General features: G+C 55.4%; 13 protein-coding genes. 7 read left to right on the forward strand and 6 right to left on the reverse strand.

What is annotated here, in order from left to right:
- Positions 1-17: 17 nt before the first annotated feature.
- From EHN13_RS02580 to hycA, 4 genes are all read right to left on the reverse strand, one after another.
- Positions 18-941: a respiratory chain complex I subunit 1 family protein gene (locus EHN13_RS02580; protein WP_124020828.1), complete on the reverse strand. Its 924-nt coding sequence runs from the start codon at positions 939-941 to the stop codon at positions 18-20.
- Positions 942-943: 2 nt separating this feature from the next.
- Complete coding sequence (gene hycC / locus EHN13_RS02585; RefSeq protein ID WP_124020829.1) at positions 944-2,770, reverse strand: formate hydrogenlyase subunit 3; 1,827 nt, start codon at positions 2,768-2,770, stop codon at positions 944-946.
- On the reverse strand, positions 2,767-3,378 hold the full coding sequence (hycB, locus tag EHN13_RS02590; protein WP_043017341.1) for a formate hydrogenlyase subunit HycB: 612 nt from the start codon (positions 3,376-3,378) through the stop codon (positions 2,767-2,769). Before hycB ends, hycC begins: the two co-directional genes overlap by 4 nt.
- Before the next feature lie 142 nt (positions 3,379-3,520).
- Positions 3,521-3,979 (reverse strand): formate hydrogenlyase regulator HycA, encoded by a 459-nt coding sequence (gene hycA / locus EHN13_RS02595; protein WP_124020830.1) that lies wholly within the window; start codon positions 3,977-3,979, stop codon positions 3,521-3,523.
- 198 nt (positions 3,980-4,177) lie between these two features.
- Here hycA and hypA point away from each other — a divergent pair, with 198 nt between their 5' ends.
- The 7 genes from hypA (at position 4,178) to EHN13_RS02630 (ending at position 10,562) form a co-directional block, all read left to right on the forward strand.
- On the forward strand, positions 4,178-4,534 hold the full coding sequence (gene hypA / locus EHN13_RS02600; RefSeq protein WP_101741655.1) for a hydrogenase maturation nickel metallochaperone HypA: 357 nt from the start codon (positions 4,178-4,180) through the stop codon (positions 4,532-4,534).
- Between the two features lie 84 nt (positions 4,535-4,618).
- A complete protein-coding gene (gene hypB, locus EHN13_RS02605; protein WP_124020831.1) occupies positions 4,619-5,491 on the forward strand; it encodes a hydrogenase nickel incorporation protein HypB in 873 nt (290 codons plus the stop codon).
- Positions 5,482-5,754, forward strand: coding sequence for a hydrogenase 3 maturation protein HypC (hypC, locus tag EHN13_RS02610; RefSeq protein ID WP_003037411.1), 273 nt, complete (start codon positions 5,482-5,484; stop codon positions 5,752-5,754). Before hypB ends, hypC begins: the two co-directional genes overlap by 10 nt.
- Positions 5,754-6,875, forward strand: a complete 1,122-nt coding sequence (gene hypD / locus EHN13_RS02615; RefSeq protein ID WP_101741653.1) for a hydrogenase formation protein HypD — start codon at positions 5,754-5,756, stop codon at positions 6,873-6,875. Before hypC ends, hypD begins: the two co-directional genes overlap by 1 nt.
- On the forward strand, positions 6,872-7,882 hold the full coding sequence (gene hypE, locus EHN13_RS02620) for a hydrogenase expression/formation protein HypE (protein ID WP_124020832.1): 1,011 nt from the start codon (positions 6,872-6,874) through the stop codon (positions 7,880-7,882). The genes hypD and hypE overlap by 4 nt, the downstream gene beginning before the upstream one ends.
- Positions 7,883-8,010: 128 nt before the next feature.
- A complete protein-coding gene (flhA, locus tag EHN13_RS02625; protein WP_061068462.1) occupies positions 8,011-10,089 on the forward strand; it encodes a formate hydrogenlyase transcriptional activator FlhA in 2,079 nt (692 codons plus the stop codon).
- 44 nt (positions 10,090-10,133) lie between these two features.
- Positions 10,134-10,562: a TOBE domain-containing protein gene (locus EHN13_RS02630; RefSeq protein WP_003037421.1), complete on the forward strand. Its 429-nt coding sequence runs from the start codon at positions 10,134-10,136 to the stop codon at positions 10,560-10,562.
- 125 nt (positions 10,563-10,687) lie between these two features.
- Here the strand turns inward: EHN13_RS02630 and EHN13_RS02635 are convergent, their stop codons facing one another.
- On the reverse strand, positions 10,688-11,032 hold the full coding sequence (locus EHN13_RS02635) for a nitrous oxide-stimulated promoter family protein (RefSeq protein WP_048213037.1): 345 nt from the start codon (positions 11,030-11,032) through the stop codon (positions 10,688-10,690).
- Between the two features lie 86 nt (positions 11,033-11,118).
- A complete protein-coding gene (locus EHN13_RS02640) occupies positions 11,119-12,813 on the reverse strand; it encodes an NAD-dependent malic enzyme (RefSeq protein ID WP_061068463.1) in 1,695 nt (564 codons plus the stop codon).

A 12,813-nucleotide genomic window follows, 5' to 3' on the forward strand; every position in this document is an offset into this window, starting at 1 on the left:
GCTCAAACTCTCTTAAATCACGCCACCAGCAAGGAGACGAACGCTAAAAACGCAAACCCAAAACCGGCCCAGGTCACGCGTGAAGTGGCGCAAAAACGCAGACGCGCCATGCTGTTTTCGAACAGGGCGATGACCAGCACGCCGAGGACCAGCTTGACGACGGCAATCACCAGCGCCAGCAGCAGTCCACCTGCGGTAAAGGTTTCCATCTGTCCCCACGGCAGGAACACACCGACGAACATTTGCAGAACGACCAGTTGCTTGAGGCTAATGCCCCATTTCAGCACCGCAAAACCGCTGCCGCTGTATTCGGTCAATGGACCTTCCTGCAGCTCCTGCTCGGCTTCCGCCAGATCGAACGGCAGTTTGCCCATTTCGATAAAGGTGGCGAAAGCACAGGCGCACAGTGCCAGAATCAGCGGGATGCTGCGCGCAGCAGGCCAGTGGTAAATGGTATCGGCGATATTGCTGATATGGGTTGAACCTGCAACCTGTGCCGCTACCCACAGCCCCAGCAGCAGGATAGGTTCAACCAGCACGCCGAGCATCGCTTCACGGCTGGCACCAATGGCGGTAAACGGGCTACCGGTATCCAGTCCCGCGATAGAGAAGAAAAAACGGGCAATGGCGAACAGGTAAATTAAGGTGATCAGATCGCCCAGTCGCGGCAGCGGTGAGCCAACGGTCACTACCGGTAGCGCAGTGGCGATAGTCAGCATCACGCCCACCATCACAAACGGCGTCAGGCGGAAAACCCAGCTGGAATCCGCAGGCGCAATGCTCTGACGGCCCAGCAGTTTGATAATGTCGCGGTATTCCTGCAACACGCCTGGACCGCGACGGTTGTGCAAACGCGCGCGCGCCACGCGGGTAACGCCGGACAGCAGCGGCGCAACGGCAAACAGCACCAGCGCCTGAATTAACGGATATAAAACACTCATTTTCAGGCTCCTCGTGAAACCACAATCACCACCAGCACCGCCAGCTCAATCAGCGCCAGGCGACGGAACAGCACCGGCGCAGCTGCATTCTGCCAGCCCGGAACCAGTGATACCGGATTCAACCAGTTACGCAGTTTGAGTACCGGGGCAAAGGCTTCTTTCACCGGCATGGCAAAACCGTGCGCGGTAATGACCATTGACTGCTCGTGATCGTAACCACACACCCATGCCGCACCGCGTGAACGCGACGGCAGACGGTTGCCTTTGAAAATTGCCATGATGATGAACGGCAGCAGCGGACATGCGATCAGCAGCAGCGTGATCATTGGCTGAGAAACGGTGGTGTTCGCAGTTTCCAGCGGCAGCGGAACGGCAGAGGAAATCATCGGCAGCAGCCACGGCGCAGCCACGCCGCCGATCACGCAACAGATAGCCAGCGCAACCACGCTCACGCCCATCAGGATTGGCGCGCAGCAGGCGTTTTCAGCTTCCTTCGTGCGCGGTGCGCCAAGGAACGTAACGCCATAGACTTTCGCCATACACATCACCGCCAGTGCGCCGGTAATCGCCAGCCCGACCGCCAGCAACGGCCCTAACAAACTGCCGACAAAAGCGCCACTGTTGCCGAGCTTAAAGAAGGATTGATAGATAACCCACTCACCGGCAAAACCGTTCAGCGGCGGCAGTGCTGCCATCGCCATCAGACCAACCAGCATCGCCAGAGAAATCACCGGCATGCGTTTACCGATCCCGCCCAGTTTTTCGATATCACGATGACCGGTACGGAACCAGATGCTGCCCGCGCCCAGGAACAGGACGCTTTTGAACAAACTGTGGTTAACCAGATGATACAGACCGCCGGTCAGACCCAGCGCAATCAGTGCCGGTTGATTGAGGGAAATCCCGGTCACGCCAGCGCCCAGCCCCAGCAGAATAATGCCGATGTTTTCCAGCGTGTGGTACGCCAGCAGACGCTGGATGTTATGTTCCATCAGCGCATACAACCCACCGACAAACGCGGTGATCATGCCTAACACCAGCAGCGTAACGCCCCACCACAGCGGCGCGTTACCGCCCAGCAGCGACAGGGAGAGAATGCCCAGCAAACCGACTTTCATAACCACGGTAGAGAACAATGCCGCCGCCGGCGCGCTGGCGTTAGCATGTGCCTGAGGCACCCAACCGTGCAGCGGGATAATCCCTGCCAACAAGCCAAAGCCCGCCACGCCCAGCAGCCAGATATCGGAGCCGAGCGGCAGCTCCTGGGTACGCAGGTCAAGCAGACGCAGCTCGAGGGTGCCGTAGCGTTGCCACACCAGATAACACGCGAGCGCCAGCAGCAGCGTACCGATACGCCCCAGCGCAAACCACAGCTTGCCTTCTTTGCTGCAGCCAGTCAGGAACACCGCGCACAGCGCCATGATTTCCGCCATCACCACCAGCGTACCGAGGTTGCTGGCAACCACTGCGCACACTGCCGCGGCCATCAGCAGATTCACCAGCAGGCCGTTAGCCTTCACCTGCGGATGACGATGCCAGTCAATGTTGTACAGGCTGACAAACAGGCCGCACAGGCCCAGCGTAATCAGCCAGATAGCATTCAGCGGCGTCACTTGCAGACTGTGACCGATAAACGGCATCACGCCAGTCACCGCCAGCGCATTGGTCAGAACGGTAAAACCGGCGGCTGCGGTACACAGGCTGCCTACCGCACCGCCAACCCCGGCAATCCAGCCGCTCAGCGATTTATGAAATGAAAACAGAAAAGCCAGAACCGCAGCCGCTGTAAACCAGGCCACGCCGCTGTTAATCAGTGAAATTGCGCTCATTTTGCATCCCCACTCTGAGCCTGCTGAAACAAGGTGAGATCGCCGAAATCGGTATTGAAAGTCAGCTCACGCTTACGTTTGCTGGCGCGGGCGATATCCATGTTGCTCACCAGGTGCAGGGCTTTGGTTGGGCACATGCGCACGCAGGCCGGACCAAGCTCGTCAAAACTGCACAGATCGCATTTCACCGCGATGGCGCGAACGCCCGGAACCCAGTCCAGCAGCGTGCTCACACGCGCAGGCGCTGGCGGAGCCGGAGGCGCTTTTGGCGTATTGGCGTTCGCCGGGATGTGCAGCGGACGGCTGCCGGAAAACTCAATCGCGCCGAACGGACAGGCGATCCCGCACAGTTTGCAGCTTACGCACAGGCTTTCATTCAGCTGTACGGCGCCATCAACGCGGTTAATGGCATTAACCGGACACACGGTGGCGCAAGGCGCATCTTCACACTGGTGGCAAAGCTGCGGCGCGGATTCTTTTTCATTTAACATCACTTTCAGGCGCGGCATTGACTGCAGGCCATGCTGGCGATGTGTCTCTGAGCAGGCGGCTTCACATGTGTGGCAGCCAATACAAAGAGTGGAGTCAGCAATTACAAAACGATTCACCAGGCATTCCTCAGGTGATAGTCATTTTTGACGAAAACATGTCTGTAAAATGTCATTTCGACATTTTTCGACATGCCCATTCCCTAAACCGTCGTGATGCAGAACAAACCGCATCATGACTCAAGTGGGCAACACCCGAGGCTTAAGCCGGGTTATGTCCTTCAACCAGCTGGCTTAAATTCATCGGCATATTGTTTTCAACCGCGGTGTACAGGCTGTCGTAGACGCTGGCGATTTTTTCGAGATAGTGCTCCAGCACCTGCTCGCGATCGCGGTTGCTGATGCGCTCATCGACTTTACCGTCGAGGGTCAACTCTGCCTGTGCAATCAGTTGCTTATCATCACCGTCTTTCGTTTCAACGTAGTACTCGATGGTGTGGCTGTTAAAGCCGTCCGCCAGCGTGACGTAGATAGTGAAGTGTTCAAAAAGGACAAAGCACAAATCCTTGTCCGGCGCGCAGCTCATCGCATGATGCAAACGCGCTTTTGACAGGGTGATCCCCTGAACCAGCGAGTTGCAGTAGATACGCCACTGGTCCTGTAGGCGACGATGCCGTTCAGCGATGTAATCGGCTTTTTCGCTTATTTCCCAAATAGTCATGTCAGGTTACCCGTTTAGCAGAGATGAACAGCCTTAAGCACATTTCATGCCAAAATTAATATTGTTTATTTTCATATGGTTATGGATTCATGGTGCGATGACGACATGTCATTTCGTCATCGTCGACATTGTCACGAACGTGAAAATTCAACCTGGCATGTTTATTGCTTTTAAAACGGCAACATCTTAGGAGGCGATATGCACGAAATAACCCTCTGCCAACGGGCACTGGAATTGATTGAACAACAGGCCACCCAACACGGCGCAAAGCGGGTAACTGGGGTCTGGCTCAAAATTGGCGCATTTTCTTGCGTAGAAACCAGCGCTCTCGCCTTTTGTTTTGATCTGGTATGCCGTGGCACCCTTGCAGAAGGTTGTAAACTCCACCTCGAAGAACAAGAAGCCGAATGTTGGTGCGAATCTTGTCAGCAATACGTCACGTTGCTGACGCAGCGCGTGCGTCGGTGTCCGCAATGCAATAGCGATATGCTGAGAATTGTGGCCGACGATGGCTTACAGATTCGAAGAATTGAAATAGGCGACGCCGAAGACTAATTCCGGTGACACCTGCCAGGCCGGATAAGGCAAAGCCGCCACCCGGCAACAGATATACCGCAAGATAAAGATCAGGAGTGAGCGATGTGTACGACATGTGGTTGCGCTGAAGGCAACCTATATATAGAGGGTGATGAACATAACCCCCACTCGGCGTTCCGCAGCGCGCCATTTGCCCCGGCGGCTCGCCCGGCACTGAATATTACCGGTGTGAAAACCTCCAGTTTCGCACCGAGCCAGACCGCTGAAGGCGATCTGCACTACGGTCACGGTGAAGCAGGCACCCACGCGCCAGGCATGAGCCAGCGCCGCATGCTGGAAGTCGAAATAGACGTGCTGGACAAAAACAATCGTCTGGCCGAGCGCAACCGCGCCCGCTTTGCTGCCCGTCAGCATCTGGTACTGAACCTTGTCTCAAGCCCTGGCTCCGGTAAAACGACGCTGCTGACCGAAACGCTGATGAAGCTGAAAGACAGCGTGCCATGTGCCGTCATTGAAGGCGACCAGCAGACGGTTAACGATGCCGCCCGTATTCGCGCCACCGGCACCCCCGCAATCCAGGTCAACACCGGTAAAGGTTGTCACCTCGATGCGCAAATGATTGCCGATGCCGCGCCACGTCTGCCGCTTGATGACAACGGCATTCTGTTCATTGAGAACGTTGGTAACCTGGTCTGCCCGGCCAGCTTTGACCTTGGCGAGCGTCATAAAGTCGCCGTGCTCTCTGTTACCGAAGGCGAAGATAAGCCGCTGAAGTACCCGCATATGTTTGCGGCTGCATCACTGATGCTGCTCAACAAAGTGGATCTGCTGCCTTACCTCAATTTTGATGTTGAAAAGTGCATCGCCAGCGCCCGGGAAGTGAACCCGGATATTGAAATCATCCTGATTTCCGCCACCAGTGGTGAAGGGATGGATCAATGGCTGTCATGGCTGGAGAATCAGCGATGTGCATAGGTGTTCCGGGTCAAATCCGCACCATTGATGGCAACCAGGCTAAGGTCGACGTTTGCGGTATTCAGCGCGACGTCGATCTGACGCTGGTCGGTAGCTGTGATGAACATGGCCAACCGCGCCTCGGCCAGTGGGTACTGGTTCACGTCGGTTTCGCCATGAGCATCATTAATGAAGCTGAAGCGCGCGACACGCTCGACGCGCTGCAAAACATGTTTGACGTTGAGCCGGATGTCGGCGCGTTGCTGTATGGCGAGGAAAAATAATGCGTTTTGTTGACGAATACCGCGCACCAGAACAGGTGATGCAGTTGATAGAGCACCTGTGTGAACGTGCCGCCCACCTCCCCTACACTGCTGAACGCCCACTGCGCATCATGGAAGTTTGCGGGGGTCATACCCACGCAATCTTCAAGTTCGGTCTCGACCAGTTACTGCCTGAAAACGTCGAGTTTATTCACGGTCCAGGCTGCCCGGTGTGCGTTCTGCCGATGGGCAGAATTGACAGCTGTGTCGAAATCGCCAGCCACCCGGAAGTGATTTTCTGCACCTTTGGCGACGCGATGCGCGTCCCGGGTAAACAAGGTTCTCTGCTACAAGCCAAAGCGCGCGGCGCGGATGTCCGTATCGTCTATTCCCCAATGGATGCGCTGAAGCTGGCCGAAGAAAACCCAACGCGCAAAGTGGTGTTCTTTGGCCTGGGTTTTGAAACCACCATGCCGACAACCGCCATCACTCTGCAGCAGGCCAAACAGCGCGATGTGCAGAACTTTTACTTTTTCTGCCAGCACATCACCTTGATCCCAACGCTGCGCAGTCTGCTGGAACAGCCGGACAACGGTATCGACGCCTTTTTGGCGCCGGGTCACGTCAGTATGGTGATTGGCACTGACGCCTATAATTTCATTGCCTCAGATTTCCATCGCCCGCTGGTGGTCGCCGGTTTCGAGCCGCTTGATCTACTGCAAGGCGTGGTGATGCTGATTGAGCAGAAAATAGCGGCCCAAAGCCAGGTTGAGAACCAGTATCGCCGCGTGGTACCGGATGCCGGTAACGCGTTAGCCCAGCAGGCTATCGCCGACGTATTCAGTGTGAACGGCGACAGCGAATGGCGAGGTCTGGGCGTGATCGAATCATCCGGCGTTCACCTGACGCCTGACTATCAGCGTTTTGACGCCGAAGCGCATTTCCAGCCTGCGCCGCAGCAGGTCTATGACGATCCGCGCGCCCGTTGCGGAGAGGTACTGACTGGTCGATGCAAACCGCATCAGTGCCCATTATTTGGTAAAACCTGTAACCCGGAGACCGCATTTGGTGCCCTGATGGTCTCCTCCGAAGGCGCATGTGCCGCCTGGTATCAGTATCGTCAGCAGGAGTGTGAAGCATGAACAGCGTACAACTCGCCCACGGTAGCGGCGGTCAGGCTATGCAGCAGTTGATCAACAGTCTGTTTATGGAAGCATTTGCGAATCCGTGGCTGGCGGAACAAGAAGATCAGGCGCGTCTGGAACTGGCGCAACTGGTCGCGGAAGGCGATCGTCTGGCGTTTTCAACCGACAGCTACGTTATCGATCCGTTGTTCTTCCCTGGTGGCAATATCGGCAAGCTGGCTATCTGTGGTACGGCTAACGACGTGGCGGTCAGCGGCGCGATCCCACGCTATCTCTCCTGCGGTTTTATCCTCGAAGAAGGTTTACCAATGGAGACGCTGAAAACCGTCGTTAACAGCATGGCGGCCACCGCGCGCGAAGCGGGCATTGCCATCGTCACCGGCGACACCAAGGTTGTACAGCGCGGCGCGGCGGACAAACTGTTTATCAACACCGCCGGAATGGGCGCGATCCCGGCTAACATTCACTGGGGTGCCCAGACCCTGAGCGTGGGCGATGTGCTGCTGGTCAGCGGTACGCTTGGCGATCATGGTGCAACTATCCTTAACCTGCGCGAACAGTTGGGTCTTGATGGCGAGCTGGCCAGCGACTGCGCGGTATTGACGCCGCTTATCCAGACGCTACGTGATATTCCCGGCGTGAAGGCGCTGCGTGACGCGACCCGTGGCGGCGTGAATGCGGTCACGCATGAATTTGCCGCATCATGCGGATTCGGCATTGAGCTGTCTGAAGCGGCCCTGCCCGTGAAGCCCGCGGTGCGTGGCGTTTGCGAACTGCTGGGTCTGGATGCGCTCAACTTTGCTAACGAAGGCAAGCTGGTGATTGCCGTTGAGCGTCAGGCCGCTGAAACGGCACTTGCCGCACTGCGCGCGCATCCGTTAGGACGCGATGCCGCAATGATTGGCGAAGTGGTAGAACGCAAGGGTGTGCGTCTTGCCGGACTGTACGGCGTGAAACGAACACTCGATTTACCACACGCCGAACCCTTACCTCGTATATGCTAATAGCCCATTAGCGGCAACGTGTAGGCCGGATAAGCTGAAATCGCTATCCGGCAACAATTTACGACTTATACCTATAATTCATTTACCGTTTTCGCACCGTTCTGCGGTGCTTTTCCTGGAAAAGCAATATGTCGTATACACCGATGAGTGACCTCGGACAGCAAGGCCTGTTCGATATTACTCGTACATTATTACAGCAGCCCGATCTCCCGTCTCTTAGCGAGGCGCTTTCGCAGCTGGTCAAGCGTTCAGCGCTGGCCGACTGTGCGGCTATTGTCTTATGGCAGGCACAAACGCAGCGTGCGCGTTATTTTGCGACGCGTGAAAATGGTAAACCCATCGATTATGAAGACGAAACGGTACTGGCCCATGGCCCGGTACGCCGTATTTTGTCTCGCCCCGATGCGCTGCACTGCAACTATCATGAGTTTACGGAAACCTGGCCACAGTTGGCTTCAGGTGGACTGTATTCTGAATTTGGCCACTACTGCCTGCTGCCGCTGGCGGCGGATGGACGCATCTTTGGCGGCTGTGAATTCATCCGCAACGAAGATCGTCCGTGGAGTGAAAAAGAGTACAACCGGCTGCAGACCTTCACCCAGATAGTCGGCGTCGTTGCGGAACAAATTCAGAGCAGAGTCAGCAACAACGTCGATTACGATTTGCTGTGTCGCGAACGTGACAACTTTCGTATCCTCGTCGCCATCACCAATGCGGTGCTCTCCCGCCTGGACATTGACGAGCTGGTCAGCGAAGTCGCCAAAGAGATCCATCACTACTTCGACATTGATGCCATCAGCATCGTGTTACGCAGCGATCGCAAAAACAAGCTCAGCATTTATTCCACCCACTATCTGGATGAACATCATCCGGCGCACGAACAAAGTGAAGTGGATGAAGCAGGTACGCTTTCTGAACGCGTTTTCAAAAGCAAAGAGATGCTGCTGATTAATCTGAGCGAACGCGATACGCTCGCCCCTTACGAACGGATGCTGTTCGAAACCTGGGGCAACCAGCTACAGACTCTGTGCCTGCTGCCGCTGATGTCCGGCAACACGATGCTTGGCGTGCTCAAACTGGCGCAGTGTGAAGAAAAAGTTTTCACCACCGCCAACCTGAAACTGTTGCGCCAGATTGCCGAACGCGTAGCCATTGCGGTAGATAACGCGCTTGCCTATCAGGAGATACATCGCCTGAAAGAACGTCTGGTCGATGAAAACCTGGCGCTGACCGAGCAACTGAACAATGTGGACAGTGAGTTCGGCGAAATTATCGGTCGCAGCGAAGCCATGTACAGCGTACTCAAACAGGTCGAAATGGTGGCGCAGAGCGACAGCACCGTATTGATTCTGGGTGAGACAGGTACGGGTAAAGAGCTGATCGCCAGAGCGATTCATAATCTGAGTGGCCGTAACGCCCGCCGGATGGTGAAGATGAACTGCGCGGCAATGCCTGCCGGATTACTGGAAAGCGACCTGTTTGGTCACGAACGCGGCGCGTTTACCGGGGCCAGCACACAGCGAATTGGGCGTTTTGAACTGGCGGATAAAAGCTCGCTGTTCCTCGATGAAGTAGGTGACATGCCGCTGGAGCTACAGCCTAAGCTGCTGCGCGTACTGCAAGAGCAGGAATTTGAACGCCTGGGCAGCAACAAGCTGATCCAAACCGACGTTCGGTTGATCGCCGCCACTAACCGCGATCTGAAAAAGATGGTTGCCGATCGGGAATTCCGTAACGATCTGTATTACCGGCTGAACGTTTTCCCAATCCATTTACCTCCGCTGCGCGAGCGCCCGGAAGATATCCCACTGCTGGTGAAAGCCTTTACCTTTAAAATTGCTCGCCGGATGGGACGCAATATCGACAGTATTCCTGCGGAAGCGCTTCGTACCTTGAGCAGCATGGAGTGGCCGGGTAACGTGCGCGAACTGGAAAACGTGGTGGAGCGCGCGGTTCTGCTTACCCGAGGCAACGTGCTACAGCTGTCCCTGCCGGATATTGCCGCGTTGACGCCGTCCGCACCGCCGGTAGCCACCGAAGTTGCGCAGGACGGCGAAGATGAATACCAGTTGATTATGCGCGTCCTGAAAGAGACCAACGGCGTGGTTGCCGGTCCTAAAGGTGCTGCGCAGCGATTGGGGCTAAAACGAACCACGTTGTTGTCGCGTATGAAGCGATTAGGTATTGATAAGGATGCGCTGGTTTAGCCATTGTGGCTATACTGGGTGATAACTCAACGAAAGGAGGCAGTATGGCGGTATCAGCACGTAATCAATTAACCGGTACAGTCAGTGCAGTTGCCACTGGTGCAGTGAATGATGAAGTTGAACTGACGCTGGCTGGCGGCGCAAAACTGGTCGCGATTGTGACCCATAGCAGCCAGCAGGCACTGGGTCTGGCGAAAGGAAAAGAAGCCATTGCGCTGATTAAAGCGCCGTGGGTGACGCTGGCAACTGAAGACTGTGGCCTGAAATTCTCTGCCCGTAACCAATTTGCCGGTAGCGTTTCACAGGTAACCGAAGGCGCCGTTAACGCCACCGTACACATCAAAACTGATGCCGGTTTTGACATTGTCGCGGTCGTGACGAACGAAAGTCAGCAAGAGATGAAACTGAGCCAGGGAAGCCGGGTCATCGCGCTGATCAAAGCCTCGGCCATTCTTATTGCCACCAAAGCGTAACCGCCATCCGGTACCGGATAGTTAAATTGCCCGATGGCGCTACGCTTATCGGGCCTACGCGATAGGTGAGCCTGCGCTTGCTGGCCGGATAAGGCATCGCCGCCATCCGGCACAAAATAACCAGATTACTTCTTGCGCTGATATTTCTCAGGTAATTCCGGGACGGGACGCTTGTCATCAATCAGATGGCGAACGGTCAGAATCGGGTGACGCCAGAGCATTCTCGGCCCGGCCCAACGCATAATTTGCTTCATCTCTTCGCGTTTAGCAGGTTGATAGCAGTGTACCGGACACTGTTTGCAGGCCGGTTTTTCCTCGCCAAACACGCACTTGTCCAGGCGCTTTTGCGCATAAGCAAACAACGCATCGTAATGCCCCTGTTCATCTGAAGCTTCCGGACACTGGCTTTCGTACAGCGAGATCATCTTTTGGATCGTCATTTTTTCACGAGCAATACGTTTGCCGGACATGATGCCTCCATAATTAAGTTGCATAAATAATACACCTTAATCATGAAGGCAACCAAGACCCGAGTACCGCTTACTCGTCACAACGGCTAAATAGCCCTGCGTTTATAAGGACGGTAGTGCGGTAGCCAAAAGTTATCTTTAATACTCTGCGACAGCGCGTCGTCGCTCATCTTCTCTGCCACACCCGACTGCTGTGCCGCCTTACCGACCTCAAAGGCAATGCTGCGGGTCACCTCGCAGATTGTCCCAATCTCCGGCAACAGAGCGCCTTCCCCGTTACGCACCAACGGGGAAGCATCGGCCAGCGCACGGCTTGCCGCCATCAGCATAGCCTCTGTTACGCGTGTCGCGCCGCTGGCGATAGCCCCCAGACCGATGGCCGGGAAAACATACACGTTATTGCACTGCGCCACCGGAATGGAGCGTCCATTAAATTCAATCACACCGCAGGGACTGCCGGTCGCAATGATGGCCTGTCCCTCGGTCCAGCGAATGATATCTTCTGGTCGCGCTTCCATTCTCGAAGTGGGATTCGACAACGGCATAACAATCGGACGGTCGCAGTATTGGTACATCGTGCTAATTACCTCCTGCGAGAACAATCCAGCCTGACCCGACACCCCCAGCATAACCGCCGGTTTGGCATTGTGGATCACCTCCAGTAACGACGGTGCCGGCCCCTCATACTGCCAGTCAGAAATTTCCTCGGGCGACTGCGCCAGCGGTTGCTGGAAATCAGCTAAGGCATTATTGGTGGTCATCACCAGACCGTCGCGATCCACCATAAAAATGGTCCGTCTGGCTTCAGCCTGGCTCATTCCTTCACTGATGCGACAGGCAATAATATGCCGGGCAATCCCACATCCCGCAGCCCCCGCCCCCACAATTACGATTGATTGCTGACGGAAGTCACGACCGCTGCCTCGGCAGGCAGCAACCAAAGTCGCCAGAGCCACCGACGCCGTGCCCTGAATATCATCGTTAAAACAGCACAGCTCATCGCGATAACGGTCCAGCAGCGGTACCGCGGTATGCTGGGCAAAATCTTCAAACTGCAGCAGAACGTTAGGCCAGCGCCGTTTTACGGCAGCAATAAACATTCCAATAAATGCGAAATAGTCTTCACCAGTTATGCGCGGATGACGCCAGCCGATATAGCGCGGATCGTCCAGCAGTCGCGCATTATTCGTGCCGACATCCAGTAAAATAGGTAGCGTATTCGCCGGATTTACCCCGCCACAGACGGTATAGAGCGACAGTTTCCCGATAGGAATTCCCATACCGCCAACGCCCTGGTCGCCCAGACCCAGAATGCGCTCACCATCGGTGACGACGATGACCTTGATATGGTGCCGTGGAATATCATGCAAAATATCGTCAATACGATCGCGATCGGGCCAGGAGATAAAAACACCGCGCGCACGACGATATATCCACGAGAATTTTTCACAGGCGGCCCCGACTACCGGGGTATAAACGATGGGCAGCATCTCTGGAAGATACTTTTTCAGCAGGTAATAAAATAACGTTTCGTTGGTATCCTGGATATTACGCAGGTAAATATGTCGAGCGTTGTGGGACTCAGCCTCAAGATATTGTTGATACGCCCGTTCGGCTTGTTCATCAATATTCTCAATGGCGCAAGGCAGTAGCCCACTCAGGTTAAAGTCGTGCCTTTCTTGCTGCGTGAAGCTGCTTCCCTTGTTTAATAACGGAGATTCAAGCAGTAACTTCCCCGTAAACGGGACGTATAAAACATCGTTTGTCACGTTGCCATCCAT

Source organism: Citrobacter youngae, from assembly GCF_003818115.1.
Lineage (GTDB): Bacteria > Pseudomonadota > Gammaproteobacteria > Enterobacterales > Enterobacteriaceae > Citrobacter > Citrobacter youngae.